This is a genomic window from Magnetovibrio sp. (genome assembly GCF_036568125.1).
Classification (GTDB): Bacteria; Pseudomonadota; Alphaproteobacteria; order Rhodospirillales; family Magnetovibrionaceae; genus Magnetovibrio.
On the sequence record NZ_DATCTF010000015.1, the window covers coordinates 204,653 to 230,974 of the forward strand.

General features: G+C 59.2%; 23 protein-coding genes. 10 read left to right on the forward strand and 13 right to left on the reverse strand.

Features of this window, described 5'->3' with window-relative positions; translation table 11 throughout:
* Window positions 1-67: 67 nt before the first annotated feature.
* Genes VIN96_RS13665 through epsC form a run of 6 tightly spaced genes read right to left on the reverse strand, consistent with a single transcriptional unit; the run spans window position 68 to window position 4,647 of the window.
* Window positions 68-406 carry an iron-sulfur cluster assembly accessory protein gene (locus tag VIN96_RS13665; RefSeq protein ID WP_331896826.1) on the reverse strand — a complete coding sequence of 113 codons (339 nt, stop codon included), beginning with the start codon at window positions 404-406 and terminating at the stop codon, window positions 68-70.
* 31 nt (window positions 407-437) lie between these two features.
* Complete coding sequence (gene iscU / locus VIN96_RS13670) at window positions 438-848, reverse strand: Fe-S cluster assembly scaffold IscU (RefSeq protein WP_331896827.1); 411 nt, start codon at window positions 846-848, stop codon at window positions 438-440.
* A gap of 56 nt (window positions 849-904) precedes the next feature.
* Complete coding sequence (locus VIN96_RS13675) at window positions 905-2,137, reverse strand: IscS subfamily cysteine desulfurase (RefSeq protein ID WP_331896828.1); 1,233 nt, start codon at window positions 2,135-2,137, stop codon at window positions 905-907.
* Window positions 2,138-2,179: 42 nt separating this feature from the next.
* Window positions 2,180-3,301 (reverse strand): cysteine desulfurase family protein, encoded by a 1,122-nt coding sequence (locus VIN96_RS13680; protein WP_331896829.1) that lies wholly within the window; start codon window positions 3,299-3,301, stop codon window positions 2,180-2,182.
* Between the two features lie 55 nt (window positions 3,302-3,356).
* Window positions 3,357-3,845, reverse strand: coding sequence for an Rrf2 family transcriptional regulator (locus VIN96_RS13685; RefSeq protein WP_331896831.1), 489 nt, complete (start codon window positions 3,843-3,845; stop codon window positions 3,357-3,359).
* Window positions 3,846-3,894: 49 nt separating this feature from the next.
* Complete coding sequence (gene epsC / locus VIN96_RS13690) at window positions 3,895-4,647, reverse strand: serine O-acetyltransferase EpsC (RefSeq protein WP_331896832.1); 753 nt, start codon at window positions 4,645-4,647, stop codon at window positions 3,895-3,897.
* 233 nt (window positions 4,648-4,880) lie between these two features.
* Between epsC and VIN96_RS13695 the strand changes: the two genes are divergently transcribed.
* Entirely contained in the window at window positions 4,881-5,528 is a 648-nt protein-coding gene (locus VIN96_RS13695) for an alpha/beta hydrolase (protein ID WP_331896833.1), read from the forward strand.
* An 18-nt stretch (window positions 5,529-5,546) separates the two neighbouring features.
* Here the strand turns inward: VIN96_RS13695 and VIN96_RS13700 are convergent, their stop codons facing one another.
* The gene (locus VIN96_RS13700; protein WP_331896834.1) at window positions 5,547-6,110 is read right to left on the reverse strand and encodes a Crp/Fnr family transcriptional regulator; all 564 of its coding nucleotides are present in this window, start codon (window positions 6,108-6,110) and stop codon (window positions 5,547-5,549) included.
* Window positions 6,111-6,191: 81 nt separating this feature from the next.
* On the opposite strand from VIN96_RS13700, the gene VIN96_RS13705 reads away from it, so the two are divergent.
* Entirely contained in the window at window positions 6,192-6,929 is a 738-nt protein-coding gene (locus tag VIN96_RS13705) for an SDR family oxidoreductase (protein WP_331896836.1), read from the forward strand.
* A gap of 12 nt (window positions 6,930-6,941) precedes the next feature.
* Entirely contained in the window at window positions 6,942-7,607 is a 666-nt protein-coding gene (locus VIN96_RS13710) for a VTT domain-containing protein (protein ID WP_331896838.1), read from the forward strand.
* Here VIN96_RS13710 and VIN96_RS13715 read toward each other — a convergent pair.
* A complete protein-coding gene (locus VIN96_RS13715; protein WP_331896839.1) occupies window positions 7,602-8,705 on the reverse strand; it encodes an anhydro-N-acetylmuramic acid kinase in 1,104 nt (367 codons plus the stop codon). The genes VIN96_RS13710 and VIN96_RS13715 overlap by 6 nt on opposite strands.
* 130 nt (window positions 8,706-8,835) lie before the next feature.
* Between VIN96_RS13715 and tyrS the strand changes: the two genes are divergently transcribed.
* Window positions 8,836-10,089, forward strand: a complete 1,254-nt coding sequence (gene tyrS / locus VIN96_RS13720) for a tyrosine--tRNA ligase (protein ID WP_331896840.1) — start codon at window positions 8,836-8,838, stop codon at window positions 10,087-10,089.
* A gap of 6 nt (window positions 10,090-10,095) precedes the next feature.
* On the opposite strand, the gene VIN96_RS13725 is transcribed toward tyrS, so the two are convergent.
* Window positions 10,096-13,527: an AsmA-like C-terminal region-containing protein gene (locus VIN96_RS13725; RefSeq protein WP_331896842.1), complete on the reverse strand. Its 3,432-nt coding sequence runs from the start codon at window positions 13,525-13,527 to the stop codon at window positions 10,096-10,098.
* A 99-nt stretch (window positions 13,528-13,626) separates the two neighbouring features.
* On the opposite strand from VIN96_RS13725, the gene VIN96_RS13730 reads away from it, so the two are divergent.
* From VIN96_RS13730 to VIN96_RS13750, 5 genes are all read left to right on the forward strand, one after another.
* Entirely contained in the window at window positions 13,627-16,629 is a 3,003-nt protein-coding gene (locus VIN96_RS13730; RefSeq protein ID WP_331896844.1) for a bifunctional [glutamine synthetase] adenylyltransferase/[glutamine synthetase]-adenylyl-L-tyrosine phosphorylase, read from the forward strand.
* Between the two features lie 134 nt (window positions 16,630-16,763).
* Window positions 16,764-17,813 (forward strand): polyphosphate kinase 2, encoded by a 1,050-nt coding sequence (gene ppk2, locus VIN96_RS13735; protein ID WP_331896846.1) that lies wholly within the window; start codon window positions 16,764-16,766, stop codon window positions 17,811-17,813.
* A gap of 26 nt (window positions 17,814-17,839) precedes the next feature.
* Window positions 17,840-18,304 carry a thioredoxin-dependent thiol peroxidase gene (gene bcp / locus VIN96_RS13740; RefSeq protein WP_331896848.1) on the forward strand — a complete coding sequence of 155 codons (465 nt, stop codon included), beginning with the start codon at window positions 17,840-17,842 and terminating at the stop codon, window positions 18,302-18,304.
* 17 nt (window positions 18,305-18,321) lie between these two features.
* Entirely contained in the window at window positions 18,322-19,113 is a 792-nt protein-coding gene (locus tag VIN96_RS13745; protein WP_331896850.1) for a ferritin-like domain-containing protein, read from the forward strand.
* 105 nt (window positions 19,114-19,218) lie between these two features.
* Window positions 19,219-19,770, forward strand: coding sequence for a flagellar basal body-associated FliL family protein (locus VIN96_RS13750; RefSeq protein ID WP_331896851.1), 552 nt, complete (start codon window positions 19,219-19,221; stop codon window positions 19,768-19,770).
* Between the two features lie 99 nt (window positions 19,771-19,869).
* Here VIN96_RS13750 and VIN96_RS13755 read toward each other — a convergent pair whose 3' ends face one another.
* On the reverse strand, window positions 19,870-20,460 hold the full coding sequence (locus VIN96_RS13755; RefSeq protein WP_331896853.1) for a hypothetical protein: 591 nt from the start codon (window positions 20,458-20,460) through the stop codon (window positions 19,870-19,872).
* Between the two features lie 74 nt (window positions 20,461-20,534).
* Here VIN96_RS13755 and VIN96_RS13760 point away from each other — a divergent pair, with 74 nt between their 5' ends.
* Window positions 20,535-21,440, forward strand: coding sequence for a hypothetical protein (locus VIN96_RS13760; protein WP_331896855.1), 906 nt, complete (start codon window positions 20,535-20,537; stop codon window positions 21,438-21,440).
* 6 nt (window positions 21,441-21,446) lie between these two features.
* Here the strand turns inward: VIN96_RS13760 and prfB are convergent.
* From prfB to VIN96_RS13775, 3 genes are all read right to left on the reverse strand, one after another.
* Window positions 21,447-22,575 (reverse strand): peptide chain release factor 2 gene (prfB, locus tag VIN96_RS13765; protein WP_331896857.1). Its coding sequence is split into 2 segments (ribosomal slippage): window positions 21,447-22,505 and window positions 22,507-22,575, totalling 1,128 coding nucleotides; the frame shifts between segments, so codons are not numbered across the junction.
* Window positions 22,576-22,673: 98 nt separating this feature from the next.
* Window positions 22,674-23,834, reverse strand: coding sequence for a GGDEF domain-containing protein (locus tag VIN96_RS13770; RefSeq protein WP_331896859.1), 1,161 nt, complete (start codon window positions 23,832-23,834; stop codon window positions 22,674-22,676).
* Window positions 23,834-26,287: a penicillin-binding protein 1A gene (locus VIN96_RS13775; RefSeq protein WP_331896860.1), complete on the reverse strand. Its 2,454-nt coding sequence runs from the start codon at window positions 26,285-26,287 to the stop codon at window positions 23,834-23,836. Before VIN96_RS13775 ends, VIN96_RS13770 begins: the two co-directional genes overlap by 1 nt.
* Window positions 26,288-26,322 lie beyond the last annotated feature (35 nt).

Consider the following 26,322-nt stretch of genomic DNA (forward strand, 5'->3'; position numbering starts at 1 on the left):
AACCCTAGGGCCACAAAACGCAACCGCCCCGAAGGGCGGTTGCGCGGCGTGCACAGGAGAAAGCCCCTCAAACGTGAAAAGACTCGCCGCAACCGCAGCGGCCCTTTTCGTTGGGGTTGGTAAAGACAAAACCGCTTTCCAGCGTGTCTTCCACATAGTCCATTTCGGTTCCGATGATGAACATGGTGGCCTTGGGGTCGATCAGGATGGTGATCCCGTCGACTTCCATGCTTTCATCGAACTCGTTCTTTTCATCCGCGAACTCAAGGGTATAGGACAATCCCGAACAGCCCTTGGTGCGCACGCCGATGCGAATGCCCACCGACGGCTTACCGCGACTGTCCAGCAGCGCCTTCACCTGATTGATGGCGGCGGGTGTCATGTTGATCGGCGCGGGTAAGTTCATGCTCGTTTATCCTCTGTTCGCACGAAAAAGCTTATTCGGCGGCGTCTTGACCTTTGTCGGAGGCGCCGGATTTGCTTTTGTAATCTTCGATCGCCGCCTTGATAGCATCCTCGGCCAGAACCGAGCAATGAATCTTCACCGGCGGCAAAGCCAGTTCTTCGGCGATGTCGGTGTTTTTGATCGCACCGGCTTCGTCGATGGTCTTGCCCTTGACCCATTCGGTGACCAGCGAGCTGGACGCAATGGCCGAGCCGCAGCCGAAGGTCTTGAACTTGGCGTCTTCGATGATGCCGTCCGGGCTGACTTTGATTTGCAGCTTCATCACGTCGCCGCACGCCGGTGCGCCGACCAGACCGCTGCCGACATTGCTGTCGCTGTCTTCCATGGACCCGACGTTGCGCGGGTTTTCGTAATGATCGATCAGTTCTTTGCTATAGGCCATGTCTCTTCTCCTGTTGCATCCCTTCTTCGCGGGGACGGTGTTGGGGGGGGTGTCTCTTAGTGTTCAGCCCACTTGATGGACTTGATGTCGATGCCGGCTTGCGCCATGTCCCACAGCGGGCTCAATTCGCGCAGGCGGTTCACTTCCTTGGAAATGCGTTCGATCGCGTAATCGATGTCTTCTTCCGTGGTGAAACGGCCGAGACCCAAGCGCAACGAGGTGTGCGCCAATTCGTCTTCGACGCCCAAGGCGCGCAGCACGTAGGAAGGTTCCAACGACGCCGATGTGCACGCAGATCCTGAAGACACCGCCAAATCCTTAATGCCCATCATCAGGCCTTCGCCTTCGACGTACGCGAACGAAATGTTGAGGTTGCCGGGAATGCGGTGTTCGGGATCGCCATTGAGGAAGATTTCCGGAATACGCTGACGCAGACCTTCGTACAAACGGTGCTGGAAGTCGTGCAGGCGCTCGGCCTCGGCTGCCATTTCCTTATTCGCCAACTCGCACGCCTTGCCCAGGCCCACCACCAGCGGGGTCGGCAGGGTGCCCGAACGCATGCCGCGTTCCTGGCCGCCACCGTGGATCAACGGCACCAAGCGCACGCGCGGCTTGCGGCGTACGAACAGCGCGCCGATGCCCATCGGGCCATAAACCTTGTGGCCGGAGATCGACAGCATGTCGATGTTCATTTCGTTCACATCCAAGGGGATCTTGCCCACCGCCTGAGCGGCATCGGTGTGGAAGAAGGTCTTGTTGGCGCGGCACAGTTCGCCAATTTCCTTGAGCGGCTGGATCACGCCGATTTCGTTGTTCACCGCCATGATCGACACGATCAAGGTCTTGTCGGTCATCGCCGCCTTCAACTCATCGAGATCGATCAGGCCGTTTTCCTTGACGTGCAGATAGGTCACGTCGAAACCGTCCTGCTGCAAGGAACGACAGGTTTCCAGCACACACTTGTGCTCGGTCACGCAGGTGATGATGTGGTTGCGCTTGTCGCCATAGAACTTGGCCACGCCCTTGATGGCGAGGTTGTTGGACTCGGTCGCGCCGGAGGTGAAGATCACTTCCTTCGGCGAAGCGCCGATGATGTCGGCGACATGGCCGCGCGCGATTTCGACCGCGTCCTCGGCTTCCCAGCCGAAGTGGTGGTTGCGCGAATGCGGGTTACCGAACTTTTCGGTCCAGTAAGGGGCCATCGCCTCGACCACACGGGGATCGGTCGGCGTGGTGGCCTGATAATCCAGATAAAGGGGGTTGTTCTGGGTCCACGTTTTGGCCGTCATGTTTTTCAACCTTGTTCTTTTTTCTATGGTTAAAGCTGTTGCTTACGCTGCGGAGCGCGCCGCGCCTTTGCGCTGATATAAGTCGCCCCAAGCGGAAATAAAGCGTTCGATGTCGTCTTCGGTATTGGTATGGGCAAGGCTCACGCGCACCGCCGACTTGGCAATGTCTTGGCCCAGGCCCATCGCGCCCAAAACGGCGCTGGATTTGGTTTTACCCGATGCGCACGCCGATCCGGCGCTGACGCAAATGTTTGCCAAGTCGAAGGTCATGATCTGGGTTTCGGCATCGACGCCGGGCATGCTGATAAAACTGGTGTTGGGCAGACGGTCAGCCATCGCCGCGATCACCGTGGCATCCGGCGCGATTTCCTGAATGCGCGCCTCGAGCCGGTCGCGCAGGACTTTGACCCGCGCCATGTCGGACAATCCGGCCACGGCGAGTTCAGCGGCAACGCCGAAACCGGCAATGCCCGGCACGTTCTGGGTGCCGCCGCGCAGGCCGTTTTCCTGCCCACCGCCGCCGTTCAGCGCGGTGAGTTCAACGTCCTTGCCCACGATCAACGCACCCACACCCAGCGGGCCGCCGATCTTGTGAGCGGAAAGGCTCATCATATCGACACCCAAGGCCGTAAAATCCACGTCCACCTTGCCCAAAGCCTGCACCGCATCGGTGTGAACCAAGGCATGATAGCGGTGCGCGATACGCGCGATGCCTTCGACCTGTTGCAAAACGCCGGTTTCATTGTTGGCCAGCATCACCGAAACGATGGTGTCGTCACCCCCGCCGGCAAACATTTCTTCCAACTGAAACGGGTCGATCAGGCCGTTGACGTCCACGGAAATGCGCACGATTTCAGTCCGCGCGCGCATCACCGACGGATGTTCGGTGGCGCCCACGAAGACGGTCTTACGCCCGCAGCCTTGCAGGGCCAAGGTGTTGGCCTCGGTCCCGCAGGAGGTAAAGACCACCTGAGCGCTTTTCGGCGCGTTCACCGCCGCGCGCACGTGTTCACGGGCATCTTCGAGCACCCGCAAAGCCTTGCGGCCCATGGCGTGCACGGATGACGGATTGCCGCCGGTTTGCATGGCGCGCACCACCGCATCGACCGCTTGCGGGCGGGTCGGCGACGTTGCGTTATGGTCCATGTAAACCGTCTGGCTCATGGCGTCAGATGCCTTTTCGATCAACAGATGAAATAAAAAGTCTAAGCGCTCGGCGTTACTCTGCGGCGATGGTGTCAGACGGCAGGTCGCTGGGAATTTGCGAAACCATGTCTTCGAACAGGGCTGGTTGCGGCCCCAGAACCCGGCGCGCGCATACGTCCGCCAAAGTCACAGAACTGAGATACAGATGAATCTGGTAGCTCAGGGCTTGCCACAAATCATGGGTCAAGCAGCGCGCTTTGTCGGAATGACACCCGCCGGCGTCGGAACAGCGGGTCGCCGAAATGGGCTCGTCCACCGCCGCGATCACGTCGGAGATGCGAATTTCACTGGCGGCACGCGACAACAGATAACCGCCACCGGGACCACGCACGCTTTTAACCAACTCGGCGCGCCGCAGCTTGCCGAACAGTTGCTCCAAGTACGACAGAGAGATTTCCTGACGCTCGGCAATATCGGCCAAAGCCACCGGCTTTTCGGCTTCCATTTTACCGAGATCCGCCATGGCCATGACGGCGTATCGTCCTTTGGTGCTCAATTTCACGTTCGTTCTCCTAAATAGTCGGTCGACCCAATCCCGCCGCAAGGCAGACTTAGGCATCACCCCCGGAAATCACCACTTTTTTCTTTTTCCCGACGCCGGACGTGTCTTGTTTCTGCGCTGTGTCGTACTGACTTTCCAGTTCATCGACACGTTCCATCAACGTCGCCACTTGGGCGCGCAGATTGTCGATGGTGCGCAGCACCGGGTCGGGGCAGCCGTCGGTCGGCGTGCCGTAAGCGACGAAGTCCTTGGCATGTTCTTTGTCGCGCGGCATAACCACGCGGGCCGGAATGCCGACCGCCGTGACGCCCGGCGGCACATCGCGCGTGACCACCGCGTTGGCGCCGATACGCGCATCCTTACCCACCGTAATGGGGCCGAGAACCTGTGCGCCCGAACCCACGATGACACCGTCTTCCAAGGTCGGGTGACGCTTTTGGTTGACTTGCATGTGGCTGTCGACGCTGGGGGAAATGCCCCCCAACGTGACGATTTGATACAGCGTCACGTCATCACCGATCTCACTGGTCTCGCCGATCACCACGCCATCGCCATGGTCGATGAAAAAACGACGCCCGATGGTCGCACCGGGATGGATCTCGATGCCGGTGAAAAAACGCCCCGCTTGCGACAAAAGACGGGCAATAAAGTGAAATTCCCGTTTCCACAGCCAGTGGGACATGCGATAAACTTGGATTGCGTGAAAGCCTGGATACAGCAGAGCCACTTCCAAACGCGACCGCGCAGCGGGGTCGCGGGCAATAAACGAATCGATATCTTCTTTAAGCCTCTTGAAAAACATGGCTCATCCAATATGTTTGTGTTCAAATGTTCGCGGGACGCAGAGTGGATTAGGTTCCAATCAGCGTCTAGCGCAACACACGCACTCAATGTTGCAATACATGTCAGGAATATAATATACCCGACTACAGCAGTCAAGTATTCTACCCCCGCATTTTTTTTAAAAAACGTGCAGCGGTGCAGCATTGTACAATTTGGCGCAACCTGTTGAAATTAAATGGTTAATTAAACCCTATGCCTGAAGTCATCTTCAACGGTCCCGAGGGACGCCTCGAAGGGCGTTACCATCACTCGAAGAAACCCGGAGCGCCAATTGCGCTGATATTGCACCCCCACCCGCAGTTTGGCGGAACCATGAACAACAAGGTCGTGTACGCCATGTACAAGTCCTTCGTGAAGCGTGGTTTTTCGACTTTGCGGTTCAATTTCCGCGGAGTCGGACGCTCGCAGAGCACATTCGACAACGGCCAAGGGGAAATGAGCGACGCGGCATCGGCGCTCGATTGGATGCAAGCGCACAATCCCAACGCATCAAGTTGCTGGATCGGCGGCTTTTCCTTCGGCGCGTGGATTTCCATGCAGCTGATGATGCGCCGTCCGGAAATCACCGGCTTCATTTCCGTCGCTCCGCCCGCCAGCCAGCACGATTTTTCCTTTTTGGCGCCGTGCCCGGCATCCGGCATTCTGATTCACGGCGATCGCGATGAAATCGTCCCGGTCGATAGCGTCGACAAACTTGCGGCGAAGCTGAAAAGTCAGAAAAACATCACCATCGACTACGAAGTGGTCAAAGGCTGCGATCACTTCTTCGGCGATCACATGCCCCAACTGACCAAAATCATCGATGATTATCTCGACAAGTCTTTGACCACGGCGGCCTGATCCGCCTTGCTTCAACGACTATGACGTCCTGGCGCGCCCCCGGATGCGGCTCAACGCAACCGGGGTGATGCCCAGATAGCGCGCGATGTCCGCTTGGGTGACCCTCTGAACGATATGCGGGTTATCTTGGACGAACAGCCGATAGCGCATTTCCGGCGTAAGACACAAAAACTCAAACTCCCGGCGTTCCTTCTTCAGCGCCAGGGCAAAGAAAAATTCGTACAAAAACCGCAAAAGATGAGGGTCTTCGTCGATCATTCCCTTAATTTGATCGAACGCCAGCACCTCGACCTTTACGGGTTCCAGGCAAGCGACGGAAAACGGACTTTCACCCGCTTCCACCTGAGACGACAGCGAACCGGTAAACTGTCCTTCGGCGATGAACGACTTCACGAATTCCTTACCCTCGGCGGTGATGTAGAACATCTTCACCAATCCTTCGGTCAAGAAATACAGATCCGGCGCGCACTCGCCTTGACGGATCAGGTATTCCCCCACCGCCAACGACCGTTTTCGGATATGCACCTCAAATGCATCGAGCGTGCGTGGACCGATCCCAGCTTGGGCAAATACCTGCGTCATCTGAAAAGTCATCGCCATTAACCTGAGTTAATTTCAAACGTCTGGTCTTCGGCAATCCTATCGCAACAGAAAGGAATTGCCATGCATCTTCACGATCGAACCATCCTCGTCACCGGCGCGACATCCGGCATCGGTAGGGCTCTCAGCTTGCAACTGGCTGCTCACGGCAACCATGTCGTCGCCGTGGGTCGGGACGCAGACAAACTGAGCGCGCTGCAGCACGAACTACCAAACGCAACGACCATGCGCTGCGACCTGACATCCAAAACATCCGTCATCGAATTGGCCCTGCGCATTGAAGCCGAACAACTTCCGGTATCGGTGCTGATCAACAACGCCGCCGTACAGTTCACCCCGCGGTTCACCGACGACGACTTCTCCTTCGACGGCATTGAGGCGGAAATCACCACCAACTTCACGGCGGTGGCGTGGTTGACGGCGTTGTTGTTGCCGCGCCTGCTCGAACACAACAACGGCAGCGCGATCGTTAACCTGTCGTCGGGGTTGGCGTTTTACCCCAAACCTTCGTCCGCGCTGTATTGCGCCAGCAAGGCCGCGCTGCACAGCCTGTCGCAAGCGCTGCGCTATCAGTTGGACGGCACCAACGTGCGCGTCAGCGAGGTCCTGTTGCCGCTGGTCGACACCCCCATGACCGAAGGGCGAGGAACGAACAAGCTCACCCCCGAATTCACGGCGCAGAAAATCATTCAAGGCGTGGCGCGGGACGTTGATGAAATCTACATCGGCAAAGCGCGGATTTTGCCCATTCTCAACCGGATCTCCCCGGCCCTCACCAGACGCATTTTGCGCAATGTATAGGAGCGTCACGCCATGACGTCATTACTCAAACTTGGCCTTGCCCTGGCGCTGGCCTTTTTATCCACCTTCATCGTCATCAAAGCCATGGGCTGGATTACGGTGGACGACGTGCGCGGCTGGTTGCAAGCGGGCCAAACCGCATCGCCGCATATGGTCGGCCTGATTGTCACCGGCTTGCTGTTCGCGGATTTGTTCATCGCGGTGCCGACACTGACGGTGACACTGCTGAGCGGCCATTTTCTGGGTTTCGAACTGGGCTTTGCCTACGCCCTAAGCGGCTATTGGCTGGCTGGCGGCACCGGCTATGCGCTGAGCCGCGCCTACGGGCGGCGCGCCTTGGTGCTGGTCACCAAGGACGCCGAAAAAATTGCCGAGATGGAGAGCATCTTCAACCGCCACGGATTAATGGTGCTGTCCATGGCCCGCGCCATGCCGATCCTCGCCGAGGTCAGCGCTTGCCTAGCGGGTGCGACGCGCATGCCTTTCCGGCGTTTTGCCTTGGGTTGGGCAATCAATTCCGTGCCTTATGCCGCCATTGCCGCGTATGGCGGATCGGTGAGCAGCCTAGCCGATCCCAAACCGGCCCTTTTCACCGCCATCGGCTTGACCGGCGTACTGTGGTTGGGATGGTATATTTTTACCAAGCGCGCCAAACGCGCCGCGAAACCGTCATCATGACGGCTGATGCAATTGGCCGCCGCTCATCGGCTCCGACACCCCGGTGGTGGCGGGGAAGGTGATCGGCAGCCAACGTTGCGCACGCACCGCCAGATAAGCGAATGCTTGCGCTTCCATGGCGTCGCCGTCCCAACCCACACCGTCGGCGGAACGCACGTCCGCGCCGGTGGCTTCGCGCAGGTGCTTCATCAACACCGGGTTGAGCCGCCCGCCACCGGTGACGATCCAGGTGGTGGCTGGCTCAGGAAAGTGTTCCGCAGCCCGCGCCGAGGCCCGCGCGATAAACGCGGTGATGGTCGCGGCACCATCTTCAAGCCCCAAACCTTCGGCGCAATCGTGGCAAAATTCTTGGCGATCCAAGGACTTCGGCGGTTTGCGGTCGAAAAACTCATGCGCCAGCGCTGCAGCCAGCACCTCTTCGTTCACCGTACCCGCTGCGGCCAATGTACCGTCCTTGTCCAAATCTGCGCCTGTGTGGCGCAGCACCCATTCGTTCAAGGGCGCATTGCCGGGACCGGTATCGAAAGCGATCAGGCCACCATCGCGGTCGCCCACCCACGTCACGTTGGACACGCCGCCGATGTTGAGCACGGCTGCCGGCAACTCGATATCGGGAGCACTTTTAAGCAACGCCGCATGAAACACCGGCACCAACGGCGCGCCTTCGCCGCCGGCATTGACATCGCGGGAGCGAAAATCGCTGACCACCGGAATGCCCAACCAATCGGCCAACAGGGAACCTTCGCCCAACTGAACGGTGATGGCGTTTTTGGGATCGTGATGCACGGTATGACCATGAAAACCAACAACGTCGATGTCTTCCGCCTCCAAATTGGCGCGGCTCAGCAGACGTTTCACCGCTTCGGCGTGCAAAATGGTCAAGTTGCGCTCGACATCCTTGGCGCCGGGCGCCGCCCGACCCGCGGGACCGAGAACCCGGCGAAGGCGGTCCTTAAACTCATCTTCATAGGGAACGGTCAGGGACGGACCGAATTCAACCACGTCCTCGCCATCCGTTATGATCAGGGCCACATCGATGCCGTCCATGGACGTACCGCTCATCAGGCCAACCGCCGTATAGATTTTGGCTGTGTTCATGCCCTTCAAAGGCCCGAAAGCCCCTCCCTGTTTTTGTTGGCGCACGTTGTGCGTTTGCAGTCATTGTGCTAAGTCCCCCCTCAACATGCAACAGGCTTGAGAGCAGCCCCCAACGGAATTCGTTAAGGCCATGAGTGAGCACAAATCCGATTTTTTGAAAACCGTCATCGAACGCGGCTATATGCACCAGTGCACCGACTTGGCCGAATTGGACAATCAGGCCGCACAAGGCGTAGTGACCGCCTATATCGGCTTTGACTGCACCGCCCCCAGCCTGCACGTGGGTTCGCTTTTGCCGATCATGATGCTGCGCACGCTGCAAAAAACGGGGCATAAGCCGATCGTTTTGATGGGCGGCGGCACCACGCTGGTGGGCGACCCGTCAGGCAAGGACGAAAGCCGCAAGATGCTCACCGAGGCCGACATTCAGGCCAATATGGACAGCATCAAGCAAGTGTTCGCCAAATTCCTGACCTTCGGCGACGGCCCCACCGATGCGGTGATGGTCAACAACGCCGATTGGCTCAAGGGTCTCAACTACATCGATTTTCTGCGCGATTTCGGCCCGCATTTCACCATCAACCGCATGCTCAGCTACGATTCCGTGAAACTGCGCCTGGATCGCGAACAACCGCTGACGTTCCTGGAATTCAACTACATGATCCTCCAGGCCTACGACTTTCTGGAGCTCAACCGCCGCACCGGCTGCGCGCTGCAAATGGGCGGCTCGGACCAGTGGGGCAACATCGTCAACGGCGTGGAACTGACGCGTCGGGTCGATGGCAAGGAAGTGTTCGGCCTCACCACACCGTTGCTCACCACCTCGTCGGGGGCGAAAATGGGCAAGACCGCCGCTGGCGCGGTGTGGCTCAACGCCGAACAGCTCAGCCCTTACGATTACTGGCAGTACTGGCGCAACACCGAAGACGCCGATGTGGGCCGTTTCCTGCGCCTGTTCACCGAACTGCCGATTGATGAAATCGAACGCCTGGAAAAGCTTGAAGGCCAAGAGATCAACGAAGCGAAGAAGATCCTCGCCGATGAAACCACCCGTATGTGCCATGGCGAAGAGGCCGCGAAAGCCGCCCACGCCACCGCGCAAAAAACCTTCGAACAGGGTCAGTTGGGCGACGACCTTCCGACCATCGAAGTGACCAAAGCGGAACTGGAACAAGGCATCCCTGCCTTTGCCGCGTTGGTCAAAGCGGGTTTGTGCGCGTCCAATGGCGAAGCCCGGCGTTTGATCAAAGGCGGCGGCGGACGGCTCAACGACAAGGCTTTTGGCTCTGAAACCGACACCGTGACGCTCGCCGATCTGAACGCCGACGGCGTGGCCAAGCTGTCAGCTGGCAAAAAGCGTCACGCCCTGCTGCGCGCGATTTGATTTTGCTTATTGAACCGGCGCAGGGGTGACCGTCGCGCGCGGCGCAGCTTTCGGCGACGGCGGCGTGAGCGGCTCTTGAGACTTTTGGGGCTCTTGGGGAGCCGGCACCGTTTGCGGCGCGGCTTTTTCAGGAATTTCTTTTTCCTTATCCGAGCCCGTAAAGATGCCGCGCAACAATCCGGGCGCCAAGGCGCTCAGCGGATTGACGGTGATCTCGACGTTTTCGCCGACGCCTTTCATCGTGTAAGTGGCGGCGAACAGTCCGCCGCCCTTTTCCGGGCCGGTGAACAATTCGCCAATAATGGGAATTTTACCCAGCAACGCGTTGATGACATAGGCAGGAACCACCGTGCCTTTGATGTCCATGAGCTTATTGTCCATGTCCACCGTGCCGCTGGCGGTGACCCCGATGGTCGGGCCCGAAGCGCGGGATTCGCTCAGCGTCAACACGCCGTTATCAAGCTTAAACGGCGCATCGAAGATGTCGAAGTTCAAGCCTTCCCCTTGCAGGGCGTCCAAAACCCCGGTCAGCGACATGATGCCGATCAGTTCGGCGAACGCCGGGGCGTCTCTCATGGCGTAGTCTTCGACCTTGAGCACACCTTCCAACGGCGCGTCGGGACGCGGGTTCGTGTAGGCGGCCTTCATGTCCAGCGTGCCGCCTAAGATGTTGTCGTACAAATCCAGCGTCCTCAGCGCCGCCCCGGCGTTGTCAGAGGTGATCGACAGATAACGCAGTCCATCGGTGTCGGTATCGAGCATAAACTCGATACTACCGCCGCCTTTGGCGCCGCTGACCACGCCGGTGACGTCAATTTTGCGCCACCCGCCCTGTTCGCGGTAAACCGTACCGATCAAATCCGTCAACACCCGGTCCTTGCGGATCATCAATGTGTGAATGTCCACCGCGACACTGACCAACAGGTCGTCATCGTCGATATTTTGGCGCGCCGGTACGTCGCGGATGCCGAGGATCTCATCCCACAGCAAACTCGCATCGAGGCTTTCGCCGCGCAGAACCAACTCCCAAGTGTTTCCCGGCGCCGGCGTCAGCGATGCCGACACGTCGGTGCTGCCGGAACGCATGGTGTTCAAATCAATCCGTTCCAAAGTCCCGTCGGGGAAAAACGTCGCTGAACCTGCGATGTCCATATCCGGGGCAGAGACCTCGAATTTGGGAATTTCCTGGGGCGCGCCGTCTTTTAAGCGGAATTCCAACACCGCCGTTCCCGGCACGCCCTTCGGCTTGCTCCAACCCAATTCCGGTGCGGCAAGGCTGATGTTGGCCAGATCGATACGCGCCGACATCGATTGGCGTCCGTCGGCCAATTCGGTGTAGTTGACGTTGGCCTCGGCACCGCCGGACAGATAGCGCGACAAGATCCCGGGGACTTCGATGCCCAAGGCGGATAAATTCAGCACATCTTTGATGGTGCCCGACAATTCATAGCGATCGCGAAACAGCGCTCCATCGCGAAAATCGTGGTTCCATACCAATTGCACCGGCACGTTGCCGAGACTTGCGTCCCCCTTCAACTCCAACCCATCATTGGTCACCGCCAGGTCTAAATCGCCTTTGACCAGGTCCTTGTCGAACAACGCCCCCTTGATGCTGGCCGCGCTAAGCCGCGCCTGAGCTTCGGCCACGACCTCGGCGGCCAAAAGGTCGGCTTTCAGCGGAAATTGTAACCGCACATGAGCGGCCACCGTGCCGTCGGCGTTTTTCGGCTTTATGCCGAGATCCGACGCGAAGCCCAGCGGCTGATGATCGATCAATTCCAGCGCCGCGGGAACCGGCCCCAACACATCCATGCTGATGTCGGCTTCGGGCAGATCGTGTTGCAAGTTGAACAGCGCGATGTCGCCGCCCATGATTTTCAGGCCTTTGTAGCCGTCCGCTTCTTCGACCTTGATGTCGAAACGCTTTTCATTGAACGTGGCGCTGCCCACGGCGTTTCGAACCGGCGGCATCGGCGCCAGATAATCAACGCTCAAGCCGTGGGCGTGAATTTCACCCGCCATCGACGCCAAGGTCAATGCGTCGTCACGGCCGGGACGCAACGCCAGACTGATCGAAGCGCGGTCCGCCACCCCGTCGCGCAAGTTCGGAATCACCCACGTGCGGGCATCCACGCCCAGTTGCTCCGGCCAATAGGATGGCAAGTCGTTGAACGCCACATCGGCAATCGAACCGGTGATGTCCACCGCCAATCCCGTGCCCATCACCCCCGCCCCATCGGCGGTCAAACCGTCAATCGTGGCGGTGAGGGTGGCGACCGGCCCGGCCGTGGCGCCCGCATGACCGCCACCGAGACCGATCTGCATATCCTTGATCACCACTCGTCCCGCCTGACGCGAATAACTGAGCGCGGATGAGATGGATTTCAGCGGCATTTCGTGATCGATGGGGGTGGGCAGGTAAAAGGTTTCGCCATCCTTGAAGACCACGTCCAATTCGGCAATATCGATCGCCCCCGTCCCACCTTCGTAGCGGCCGTTGATGTGAAGCTCACCGACCGCCATGCGCTGCGCCCAGGCCAGGGCATCCAGCTTGGCCGCCAAGGGTACCGGCAAGGCCACGGCCCCCGGTCCGCCGCTGAGATCGAAGCCGACCCCTTCGACACGTCCGTTTTGTTCCATGCTCAAGGTGATGGTGCCCGACAGAGGCACATCGACCGCACCAAACACGTCCATTTTCGGCGATAAGGATACGAAATCGGCAGGCGTGAGCTTGTCGAAGCTGACGCCCAAATCAATCCGCTTGCCCGCCAGCAGGTAGCTGCCCTGGATCGACACCGCCGCCAACTTATCGCCCGCTTGCAGATCCAAATCCAACTCGGCGTTTAGTCCGCCTGCCGCACGGATGAACTGGGCGTTGGCATTGGGCGCATACCACGTGGTGCCAAGCGTCCGGTCCTCATAGGTGATCTCACCGGCGACGATGGAAATACGCTTAAGGAAACTCATCGCCTGCTTCGGGTCGGGTTCTTGCAGCATCAACAAGATCATCGACGCGACAAAATCGTTGGAGCTTTCTTTTGTGCCTTGTATGCCCAGGGCGAAGCTGCCGTCGGCGTCGCGCACGACGCGAAAACGCGGGCCGAAAAATTCGACCGAGCGCGGCGCGACCGCCCCCTTCAGCAATGCCTCGGCACTCAGCGAAATCGACACTTCGGGAACGGTGGCGATTTCCTCGCCGTTGGGCAACGAGGTGCGCAGGTTGACGATGCGAATATCCAGGGTGCGTTCCCACCCCGCCCAGGTGAGAATCGTGTCGTCCACGGCCAGCTTGACCGAACCTTTGTGGACCTCGGCCAGCGCCCCTTCGATGTAGGGGGTGAGAAAGCTGATCGAAACGGGCCCCGACGCCAAACGCCAGGCGACCAACAGCGTCGCCACCAGCAGACCCACGCCGAGCCCGCCGATGACCTGAACCATGCCTCTGAAAACGCGTTTGACCAGTGGACTTTTCCCTCTGCCTCAAGGCATGCTGATGACACATCCTGACGTCAACAGACTTAAAGAATTCAAAATATCATGCGGCTTTTCGACTACACCCCCCAAAACCTGCCAGAACCCGCCCATCAGGACCGTGTCACGACCGGCTGGGAACGCTATTTGGAAGCCGCCCAAAAGCAAAACGAGGATGCCGCCGAACTCGCCGCCTTCGTTCAAGACCTGAAAACGGACCCGGTCGGCGCCAAGCTGGCCGCATCCGTATTCGGAAACTCTCCGTTTCTTAGCGCATGCTGGATCAATGATCCACAGTTCACGAAGGACTTACTCGAACGAGGTCCCAACGCAATGCGCGACGCGGTACTCAAAGCCACCCGCGAAGACAGCAAGAGTCTCGACGAAGCGGCGCTGAAAAGTCATTTGCGACGGCAAAAAAAGCGCCTCGCCCTGACCGCCGCATTGGCCGATATCTCTGGTCAATGGGACTTGTTCGACGTTACCGGCGCACTGTCGGACTTTGCCGACGCCGCCACCTCGGCGGCTTGCGCGTTTCAGCTCAAGACCCTGGAACGGCGCGGCAAAATCAAACTCAAAAATCCCGACGACCCGGAACACGGTTCAGGCCTGGTGGTGCTGGGCATGGGCAAGCTGGGTGGGCGTGAGCTCAATTATTCATCCGACATCGACTTGATCTTGCTGTTCGATCCCGATGTGATCGAGACCGATGAGCCGATGGAGTTGCAACAGAGCTTCATTCGTTTGGCGCGCGGCCTGGTGAGCATGCTCGATGAACGCACCGCGGACGGTTACGTATTTCGCACCGACTTGCGCCTGCGTCCGGACCCGGGTTCCACGCCGCTGGCCATTTCCACCCACGCGGCGGAAGTCTATTACGAAAGCATCGGCCAAAACTGGGAACGCGCCGCCATGATCAAGGCCCGGCCCATCGCTGGCGACAAACAGGCAGGTGCCGCGTTCCTGGCGCACTTGAAGCCGTTCGTGTGGCGCAAAAGCCTGGACTTCGCCGCCATCCAAGATATTCAATCGATCAAACGCCAGATCAATGCGCACAAGGGCGGAACCCGCATCAAGCTGCACGGCCACAATGTCAAATTGGGCCGCGGCGGCATCCGCGAAATCGAATTCTACGCCCAGACCCAACAGCTGATCTGGGGCGGGCGCGATCGCAATCTGCGCAGAATCCCCACCCTCGACGCACTCAACGCCCTGGTCGCGGCGGGACATGAGCAACCCGACAATGTCCTAATTCTGGATCAAGCCTACCGCTATCTGCGCCGGGTCGAACACCGCCTGCAAATGGTCAACGATGAGCAGACCCATACCCTGCCCGAAGACGAAGCAGGACTGAAGGACATCGCCACGTTTCTAGGTTACGACACCCTCGATGCCTTCGCCCAGGAACTGCTGGCGACATTGGGACGGGTCGAAACCCTGTACGCCGAACTGTTCCCCGAAGGCGAGCAGCTTTCCGACGCAGGCAGCGATGGCGGCAATCTGGTTTTCACCGGTGGCGAAAGCGATCCTGAAACGCTCAAAACCTTGCGCAACATGGGCTATCAAAACCCCGAAGCCGTCGATGCGGCGGTGCGCGGTTGGCACCACGCACGGTATCGCAGCACCCGTTCGGCGCGCTCTCGGGCGATCTTGACCGAGCTGATGCCGAGCGTGCTGCGCGCCATGGCGTCGACTGCCGAGCCCGACACGGCGTTGCTGCGCTTCGACGAATTTCTCTCAAAGCTGCCTGCCGGCGTGCAGTTGTTTTCGATGTTCCAGTCCAATCCGCAAATGCTGGAACTGATCGCCGAAATTCTCGGCACCGCGCCACGCTTAGCCGAACATTTGGCGCGCAAAGCGCATCTTCTGGACGGTGTGCTGACGCCGGGCTTCTTGGATGAACCGCCCAGCGCCGAAGAGATGCGTACCGAGCTGGACGAGGTGTTGCAAGACGCCACCTGCATGGAAGACGTTCTGGATCTGGCGCGCCGCTGGGCCAAGGACCGCAAATTCCAGGTCGGCGTGCAGATCCTCAAAGGCACCATCGACGAACGCGAGAGCCAGCGCGCCTTGTCGGATGTTGCAGAAACCCTGCTGGGCGCTCTGCAGCCGCGCGTCGAAGCCGAATTCAGCGCCCGTCACGGCGTCGTGCCCGGCGGCGCGATGACCGTGGTCGCCTTTGGCAAGCTGGGTGGACGCGAAAAAACTCCGACTTCAGACATGGACATCACCTTCGTTTACGATTGCGACGAAGGCGCCACCACTTCCGACGGCGAGAAACCCCTGGCCGTCAGCCAATACTTTGCCCGTCTCAGCCAGCGCCTGATCAACGCTCTTTCGGCGCAAACGGCGGAAGGCGACTTGTACGAAGTCGATATGCGCCTGCGTCCCAGCGGCAACGCCGGTCCGATCGCCACCTCGCTGTCGGCGTTCAAGCAATATCTCGCCAGCGACGCCTGGACGTGGGAGTTCATGGCCTTGACCCGCGCCCGCGCCCTGACCGGCCCCGAAGAGTTTCACCACCGCGTGCAAACCGTGATCCGCGATGCGTTGACGGACAAACGCGATCCCGACAAGCTGGTGGTTGACGTGTCCGATATGCGCGCGCGCATGGATCAAGAACGCCACACCGACATCCCGTGGGAAATCAAAGACTATCGTGGCGGCTTGGTGGATATCGAATTCATCTCTCAATACCTTCAGCTCAGGCATGCTCACGCCCATCCCGAAATACTCTCGCCGACTACGCGCACCGCATTGGGTAACCTCAAAAAAGCCGAGCTGCTCGAATCCGACGTCGCCAATCGGCTGATTTTGGCGTTGGATCTTTGGCAGTCGGTTCAGGGCCTATTGCGTCTGACCTTCACCGCACAACAGCGCGCCCGCCACGAATTCGTCATGCCCAAGAGCCTGGAACGACAAATTTGCCGTGTGACACAGACCGAGACCGTCACCGCCGCCGAAGAGCGCATCAAAACCACTGCTGCCTGGGTGCTGGAAACATTCCACGACCTGATCGACGCCCCAGCGGAAGCCGCCCGTCCCAATGTGAGTTCCGACCTCAGCTAACGCTTTGAATAGCATGGAAAGCAGCACGCTTATTTTACAGTTTTTATTGTGTTATATTGCATTTAGGTATAGACTCTCACACCTTGCGCGTCGAATGGACGCTGACGTAATTCTGTGGGATGGAGAACAAGCATATGGCGGCTGGCGAAACCGAAACCAAAATCGAAGCAGCGATCGCAACTGAGAAAAAAGCAGCTGCAAAACCCAAACCGGCAGCCAAGTCGAAAGACCAGTCCAAAGCCAAATCGGCCCAGCCAGCGACCAAGCCCGCAGCCAGGCCTGCAACCGCTAAATCACACGGTCTGCACCCCGCTATTCACAAAAGCCACGCGCTGTTGCAGCACGACCGCGAACAGAACAAAAAATTTCCCCTGCCCGACAACTACCCCTACAAAACCCGTATGCGCCGCCCTCAGTACGAGGCCCGCAAGCAGGAACTGCAGATCGAACTGCTCAAAGTTCAGAACTGGGTCAAGGACACCGGTCAGCGCGTGTTGTGCATCTTCGAAGGTCGCGATGCTGCCGGCAAGGGCGGCACCATCAAGCGCTTTACCGAGCATCTCAACCCACGCGGCGCACGGGTGGTGGCGTTGGAAAAACCCACCGACGAAGAACGCGGCCAATGGTATTTCCAGCGCTACGTCGAGCAATTGCCGACCAAGGGCGAAATGGTCTTTTTCGACCGCTCTTGGTACAACCGCGCCGGGGTCGAGCGGGTGATGGGCTTTTGTTCACCCGCCGAATACATGGAGTTCATGCGCCAAGTGCCGGAGTTCGAACGCATGCTGGTGCGCAGCGGCATCCGGCTGTTTAAATTCTGGTTCTCGGTCAGCCGTGAAGAACAATTGCGTCGGTTCCAATCGCGCCAGAACGACCCGCTCAAGCACTGGAAGCTGAGCCCGGTGGACGTGGAATCGCTCGACCGCTGGGACGAATATTCCGAGGCCAAGGAAAGCATGTTTTTCTACACCCACACCGCCGATGCGCCGTGGACGGTGGTGCGCTCCGACGACAAAAAACGCGCACGCATCAACTGCATGCGCAACTTCCTCTCCAACATGCCCTATCCCGGCAAGGACGACGAAGTGAACACCACGCCCGATCCGCGCCTTGTCGGTTTCGCCGATACGTTCTATGAAACCTTGGATGACTTCGATCCGGAGAAGAAAAAGCTCCGCATCTGATAAAGCCAAATTCTAAGAGGATGATTATGAGCGTAACCATCGGCGACAAAGCCCCTGCCTTCGACCTGCCCACGGATGGGGGAGGACGACTGAAGCTGTCCGATCTCAAAGGCAAGACTGTGGTGCTGTACTTCTATCCCAAAGACAGTACCCCGGGCTGCACCACCGAAGGCAACGACTTCGCCGCCTTGCATGACGCGTTCGAAAAGGCCGGTGCGGTGGTCCTCGGCGCCAGCAAGGACAGCGTCAAACGTCACGACAACTTCAAGGCCAAGCAGGGCTTTCCATTCACCTTGCTGTCTGACGAAGAAGGCACCCTGTGCGAGGCCTATGGCGTGTGGGTTTTGAAAAAGAACTACGGCCGCGAATACATGGGCATCGAACGTGCGACCTTCGTCATCGACGCCAAAGGCAAGATCGCTCACGAATGGCGCAAGGTGCGCGTCAAAGGTCACGCCCAAGCCGTCTTGGAAGCAGTGCAAAGCCTGTAATGGCTGTGACGACCCTGATGGCTGTGACGACCCTGACCGAGGCCGCCTTGGCCGTTCTCAATGCAGCCGCACCCGCAGACAAGGTGCGCCTGACCTACGATTTTGCCCAGATGTGGCGCGACGGCGATATTGCCGCCGTCGGCGACACCCAGCCGCCCGAACGCCCCGCACGCCCGGCAAAGCCGGAACTGTGCAGTCCCGGCGACATGCCCAAGCGCTCCGCCGGTGGCGGCAAGCGGCGCGTCAACTTGATCCACGCCATCGCCCACATCGAACTCAACGCCATCGATCTGGCATGGGATGTGGTGGCGCGGTTCACCCACGAGGATTTGCCCAAGGGCTTTTTCGACGACTGGGTTCAAGTGGCCGAAGACGAAGCCCGCCATTTCGAAATGCTCGAACAGCGTCTTGGCGAACTCGACGCACATTACGGCGATTTGCCCGCCCACGACGGTTTATGGGAGGCCGCCGTCAACACCGCCGACGACATCCTGGCGCGTTTAAGCCTGGTGCCGATGGTGTTGGAAGCGCGCGGCCTCGACACCACGCCCGCGTCGGTGGAACGCCTACGCGCCAACGGCGACGACGCCACCGCCGCCATCATGCAGCAAATCGGCGACGAAGAAATCGCTCACGTCGCCGCCGGGGTCCGCTGGTTCGAACATGTCTGTGCCGCGCGTGGGCTCGATCCGGTGCCGACCTTTCAAGCCCTGGTGGCGAAACATTTCAAAGGCCGACTGAAACCACCGTTCAACACCGCCGCCCGAACCCAGGCGGGCATGGGACATCACTATTACGCGTTTGACTGAACACCAAGAACCCGCAGCAGTAGTGGGGCTTGAAACATCACGTCCAGCCCGTTAGTAATCATGTGATGATACTTTGTCTGCCGCCCCCTCTTGAAAGAGTCCCCCATGAGCGAAGACGCAAAGCCCGAAGAGCCAAGAGAAGCCCCTGAAACCGAGGAGACTGAGGAAGCTGAGGAGTCCACCGAGGAGCAAGCCCCTCAGGGACTAAAAGCAAAGCTGGCAGGCAAGCTCAAATACATCCTCGTCGGCGTGGTGGTTCTGCTGCTTGGCGGCGGTGGCGCAGGCATTTATTTTTCCGGCATTCTGCATACCGAAAAACTTCACGAAACGGTCGTGGCATTGCCCGGCCCGCCGGTATTTCACGAAATTCCGCGCATCACCGTGGACTTGAAACCCAGCCCCGGGCGTGCGCGGCCATTCATCCGCCTCACCATGCAGGCCGAACTGCAAGGCGATAGCGCAAAGGATGCGTTCATCGCCAACGAAGTCAAAATCATGGACGCCCTGCAAGCGCACCTGCGCACCGTCACCGCGCCGGAACTGAGCGGCGAAGCCGGGACCGAACGCTTGCGTCAGGATTTCATCACCATCATCAACCGCATCATCGAACCGGAAATCGCGATTTCGGTGTTCTACAAAGATATTTTGGTGCGCTGATCTAGCCCCGACATAATGAAAATGCGGACCGATTTTCAGGTCCGCATTTTTCAAGATCAGAGCCGACTAGGGCTCAGATGAGCCCCTTCATCTTACGTCTCAGTTTTGGCCCTTCCGTTGCCACGGATTGCTTCCGCCGCGATGACAGGCGTTGCAATTGGCCATCGATTTTGCGCGTTCCATAGAGGATCGCGAAACCTCGCCACGGTGCTCACTCATGAACCAGCTTTGCTCGGTGATGCGGATCGGTCCGTCACCCGGTTGCGCACCGGACACAAGATAGTTTTCGATGTGCCGGCGGGTCGGCTCATCCAAGGTCGCGTCTTCGCCGAAGTGGTTTGGCAGGTTGCCCATGAGCTTACGCCACGAACCCTGCGGCAGGGCTTCCGGTCCATAAACCATGTGGCAATCGCCGCATTCGGTGGCGGTAATTTGATCGGTGATGACAAAACCGCCGCCGCCGGAACCGAAACCGCTGAGGCCGCCCTTGCCGCCGCCGGAGCCGCCACCACCCATGCCGAAAAAGCCGCCGCTGAAAAAGCCGCCGCCATTGCCGCCGCCGGATGCATGCGCTTGGCCCAGCAGGGTCAAGGCCGGGGTGGTGTAGGCCACCGTCGCCGCGACGCCTAACATCGCCAGTGCTTTGGCGTATTTGATTTTTTTCTTTTGGGGTTGAGGTGTGTTCGTCATAAAGGAAGCCTCTCTTTTTTTGAGCGCTGTATCGTTGTCATCATACTACAACAGAGCACCTGAATTGAGACTGAATGGTGTTGGCACGTCCCACGGTCGTGCTAAAACAAGCCATGTGGTTACGACTGGACGGTATTAAACAGCCCCTGCGATTCGATGGGACCGACGAGCTGGTGGACGTTTTGAACGACGTCCTCAGGGGATGGCGTCTGACGCGACTGGACTCCAGCCCGGACATGGGCCTGATCCATCTCTCCAAAGGCCCCAAGGGTTATCAACGCCGTTCACCATGGATTGAACGCGGCACTGCCGTGGTCCATCCCGATCCGGTCGACGCGGTGTGCGACCTGCTGCTCGACCTGCATCACGCCTTCATCGAAGACAGCGCCAAGCACGGCGGCGAGGCGATGCTGACCCTGCACGCCGCCGGTGTGCGCATGGGTGGCGGTGCTGACGCTGGGTTGGTGGTGTTTCCCAGTACCCACGCCAGCGGCAAAAGCCTGCTCACCACGGCGCTGGGCGCGGCCAGGCACCGGGTGTTCGCCGACGACCAATTGCCGATCGTGCCGGGCACACCGACGCTGGGAGTATCGCCGGGATTTTTGCCGCGTGTACGCCGTCCCTTGCCCGACGATCTAGACGACAAGCTGGCGGAATTCATCCGCGGTCACGCGGGGCCGACCAGCGACCAGTTTCGTTATGTTGATTTAAACGCTGATGCCATGGCGCCGCGGGGTGAAAAAGCGCCTATCAAGGCGGTGGTATTGTTGGACCGTCGTGACGGCGCAACGCCGACGCTGACGCCCGCCAGCGAGAGCGCGATACTCAAAGCCTGCATCTTGCAGAGTTTCGGGCGCACGTTGAACGCGTTGGAGGTGCTCGACCATCTGCACGCGATGATCCAAGGCATCGACGGCTACACGTTGAGCTACGCCGACGCCCAAGACGCCGTGGCGGTGTTGTCGGAGGCCTTCGCTTAAAGTCCGTCAGTCGATGTCTTCGACCGCCGCGTCGCCGCCCTTGACCCGGTGCGCCAAGGCCGCTTCCATGAACTGATCGAGATCGCCGTCCAAAACCGCAGAAGTGTTGGACGTTTCCACCCCGGTGCGCAAATCCTTGACCATCTGGTAGGGCTGCAACACGTAAGAGCGGATCTGGTGTCCCCAACCGATATCGGTCTTGGCGTCGTGTTCGGCCTGAGAAGCTTCCTCGCGCTTTTGCAGCTCGGCCTCATACAGGCGCGCATTCAGCATCTTATATGCCGCCGCACGGTTCTTGTGTTGTGAACGATCGTTCTGACACTGCACCACGATGCCGGTGGGAATGTGCGTGATGCGCACGGCGCTGTCGGTTTTGTTGATGTGCTGACCGCCTGCACCGGATGCGCGGTAGGTGTCGACACGCAGGTCTTTGTCTTCGTAATGGACCTCGATGTCGTCATCGATTTCCGGATAGACCCATACCGAAGTAAAGCTGGTGTGGCGACGTGCGCTGGAATCGTAGGGCGAAATGCGCACCAGGCGGTGCACACCGCTTTCGGTCTTCATCCAACCGTACGCGTTCTCGCCTGTGATTTTAATGGTGCACGATTTAATGCCCGCTTCTTCGCCCGGGCTTTCTTCCAGCCACTCGGTTTTGTAACCGTGCTGCTCGGCCCAGCGCACATACATGCGTGTCAGCATTTCCGCCCAGTCCTGGGCTTCGGTACCGCCCGCGCCGGCATGGACTTCGAAATAACAGTTGTTGGCGTCGGCTTCACCCGACAGCAAGGTCTTCAACTCGGCCTTGGCAGCGCGGTCGCGCGCATCAATCAGGGCGGTTTCGGCCTCCTTGATGATGTCGTCGTCGCCTTCCATCTCGCCCATCTCGATCAGTTCGAGATTGTCGGCCAGTTCGGCGACAAGATCGTCGATTTCCTTGATCAACCCGTCAAGCTTGGTGCGCTCTTTCATCAAGGCCTGGGCCTTGGCGGCGTCGTTCCACAAGTCGGGGGCTTCGGCCAGCGCGTTCAGTTCTTCCAGGCGTAAAACAGCTTGGTCGTAGTCAAAGATGCCTCCTCAGCAGTTCCAGCGACTGCTTGAGGTCTTGAGTAACGGCTTCGATCTCGGCGCGCATGGGGCGGCGGTCCTTGTTGTAATTGGATCGGTGCGAGGTTTGTAACCAAAAGCCGCGACCGACACAAGCCGCGTTTCCCGATTACAACGCCCCTTCACTTACGTGGCCACGCACACCCGATTGCGGCCCTCATCCTTGGCCCGGTACAGTGCCATGTCGGCTTGGCGGATCAAATCGTCGATGTGGTGCTCTTCGTTCATGGCCGCAACGGACATGACGCCCAAGCTGGTCGTAACGCGCAAGGCGCTCTCGCCGATCTGAAAAACTTCCGCCTCAACCGCCTTGCGAATGCGTTCGGCAACGTGGCTGGCCTCGGTCACGGTCGTGGCGGGCAGCATCATCGCGAATTCCTCGCCGCCCAGTCGCACCAGAACGTCTTGGGCGCGCAAGACCCCTTGCACCAGATCGGCGACCCGTTTGAGCACCATGTCCCCCGCGACATGACCATGAGAATCGTTGACAGCCTTAAAGTGATCCAAATCCAAAATCACCAAAGACACCGCGTGGCCAGTGCGCCGTCCGCGCGCCATAACATGCCCGGCGACGGTATCGAAAGCGCGCCGATTGTAGACGCCGGTCAAGGGGTCGCGTTCGGCTTGCCGTTTGAGGTCCTTCTTCAAATGCTCCATGATCATCGCCATGAAAGCCATCGCCGATGCCATCGACATGGCGAGCCCACCCACCAATGTCACCTGAATGGCAAAGGACGGCTCCAACAACGACTCGCCACTGCGCCCCCACAGAGAAATACCCATGCGCGCAACCTGCAGGACGCCACTCAAGGCGAAGGTGATCGCCATCAGTTTGCCGAAAAAATAAACTTCTTCGTCCTTGCGCGGCCACAACGCCCGCATGGACAACCAGTCGAATGCCAAAATGACCAACGAGGAAAGCGCTATCCGCGCCGCAAAATTGGACTCGACCATCGTCCAATAGATCATCCCCGCCATGACCACACCGAAAAACAGGGCGAATGGCGTAAGCCGAGGGGTCGCACGTTCCATGAAGGCAAGATTACCCCGCCACACGAAGAACATTCCGACGAACAAAAGCGCATTGCCCAGCAGTACCGATGGCGTCAGGGGACTGATTTGACGAAACGAAAACACGATCAAGCCGATCAAAACACAAACGCGTCCCACGGACCACCACCCCACGCCGGGCAGAGATCTGTTGAATTGCCAGACAATGATCAAAATGATTGTGCCGATAAAATGGGTGACGACCAACGCAACCAGTAATGTCAGCGGGTCAAGCATCAATACAGCCCGCCCGTTCCCGCAGCGGGCGCTTCGCCGTCGTTTGCGCTGACGCCTTCGCCACCCAACACTTGGCTGGTGTCGCGGGGAACGGTACCGGGTTTAAACGCTTCCAAGATGATGCCCTTGTCACCGCTATGTGCCGGCAAGCCGGTGGTGGCATTGACGCGAACCAGATGGATGCCCGATGGCAGGCGGAACGGCACCGGGGGTTGGCCTTCCAACGCTTCTTTCATGAAATCGCGAAAAATCGGCGACGCCACCGACGCCCCCTGCTCGCGCGGTCCCAAGGATCGCGGTTCGTCAAACCCGGTAAACACGCCCACCGTCAAATCGGGCGAAAAGCCGATGAACCACGCGTCACGGGCGTCGTTGGTGGTACCGGTCTTGCCGCCAAGCGGCTTGCCGACCTCCTTGACCCGCCGGCCGGTGCCGCGTTGCACGGTGCCTTCGAGCATCGATACCATCTGATAGGCGCTGGTGGGATCGGTCAGTTGCTTACGCTCGTCAGGCACCACAGGCACCGGCTGATTGGTCCACGCCATGGCTTCACAGCCCACACAGGGGCGTTTGTCGTGGCGGTAGACGGTGTGGCCGTTGCGGTCTTGAATGCGGTCGATAAAGGTCGGCGCGATTTCCTTGCCACCGTTGACCAGCATCGCATACGCCGCCGTCAGGTCGAGCAACGTCGTTTCACCCGCGCCCAACGCCATGGACAGCTGTTCGGGTAAATCATCGATAATGCCAAAACGCCTGGCATATTCGGAGACTTTCTCCATACCCACGGTCTGCGCCAAGCGCACGGTCATCAGGTTGCGCGACTTTTCGATGCCCAACCGCATCGTCGAAGGGCCATAAAATTTCTTGGTGTAGTTGGCGGGACGCCATTTCGGCAGACCCGGCCCCTGGTCGATGACGAACGGTGCATCGAGAATCAATGTCGAGGGCGTGAACCCCGAATCCAATGCCGCCAGATAGACAAACGGCTTGAACGCCGAACCCGGCTGGCGCTTGGCTTGGGTGGCGCGATTGTATTCGCTGGCGTCATAGTCGAACCCGCCCGACATCGCCAACACCCGTCCCGAATGTGGGTCGAGCGCCACGATGGCGCCTTGAATTTCGGGAATTTGGCGCAGTGCATAAGTGCCTTCGGGATATGCGACGGTTTTCTCTTCCTTGCCTTGACCAGAGGTGTAGCCGCTGACCCGCTCCACCGCGACCACATCGCCCACGGCCAGAACATCGGCGGGAGCGTGCACCACCTTGTCCAGATACTCGCCCTTGATCCATTTGCGCGCCCATTTCAGCTCACGCAAAGGCACGACCGCAGGCCCGACACCTTGAACGATGATGAAAGCCTGTTGTGCATCCAACCCCGTAACCACCGCAAGCTGCCACGCCCCCATGCCCTTGGGAGGCTCCATGGTCTCAAGCGTCACCGCGAACACGGCCGCATCTTCGATACGCGCGATGGGACCGCGCCAGCCATGACGGCGATCGTAGGCGATCAAACCGTCGCGCAAGGTGCGCTCCGCGATCTCCTGCAAGCGCGGATCCAAGGTGGTGTGGACGCTCAAACCGCCGGTGTAGAGCGCCTGCTCGCCATATTGGTCGTACAGTTCGCGGCGCACTTCTTCTGCGAAATAGTTGGCGGTCACGAATTCAGCTTCAGCCCGGTTTTCGACCACCAGATCGTCGGCCTGTGCGATGCGTGCTTCGGCCGGGGTGATGTAGCCGTCCTCCGCCATGCGCCCGATGACCCAGTCACGCCGTTCAAGGGCTGCGGCTTTTTTGCGCACCGGATGGTAATTGCTGGGCGCTTTAAGCAGTGCCGCGAGGTAAGCGCTTTCGGCGATGGTCAATTCATCGAGCGATTTGTTGAAATAGTTCAACGCCGCCGCCGCGACGCCGTATGAGCCCGAACCGAGATAGACCTCGTTCAGATACAGCTCCAAAATGCGGTCCTTGGTAAATGCCCGCTCGATGCGAAACGCCAAGATCGCTTCCTTGATCTTGCGCGAATAGGACACTTCGTTGGTAAGCAGGAAATTTTTCGCCACCTGCTGGGTGATCGTCGACGCCCCCACCGGACGCCGCCCCGATCCGTAATTTTTAATGTTGGTCAACACCGCACGGGCCAAGCCTAACGGATCGATACCCGGATGGGTGTAGAAATGCTTGTCTTCAGCCGCCAAAACCGCATGGATGATGCGCCGGGGCATGGCGCGGATCGGCACGAATACGCGTTTTTCGGTGGCGTATTCCGCCAGCAAGCGCCCATCACCCGCGTGCACACGGGTCATCACCGCCGGTTCGTAGTGCGCCAGTTGCTGGTAATCGGGCAATCCCTTGCCGAAATGCCAAAACACGTACACACCCGCCCCTGCCGCCGCGAAACCGCCGAACAGGACCAAGCCGAACAGAACCAACACGATTTTTAACAAGCGCTTCATTGTGCCCAAAACTTAAGTGAACCCGGTCTGTTACT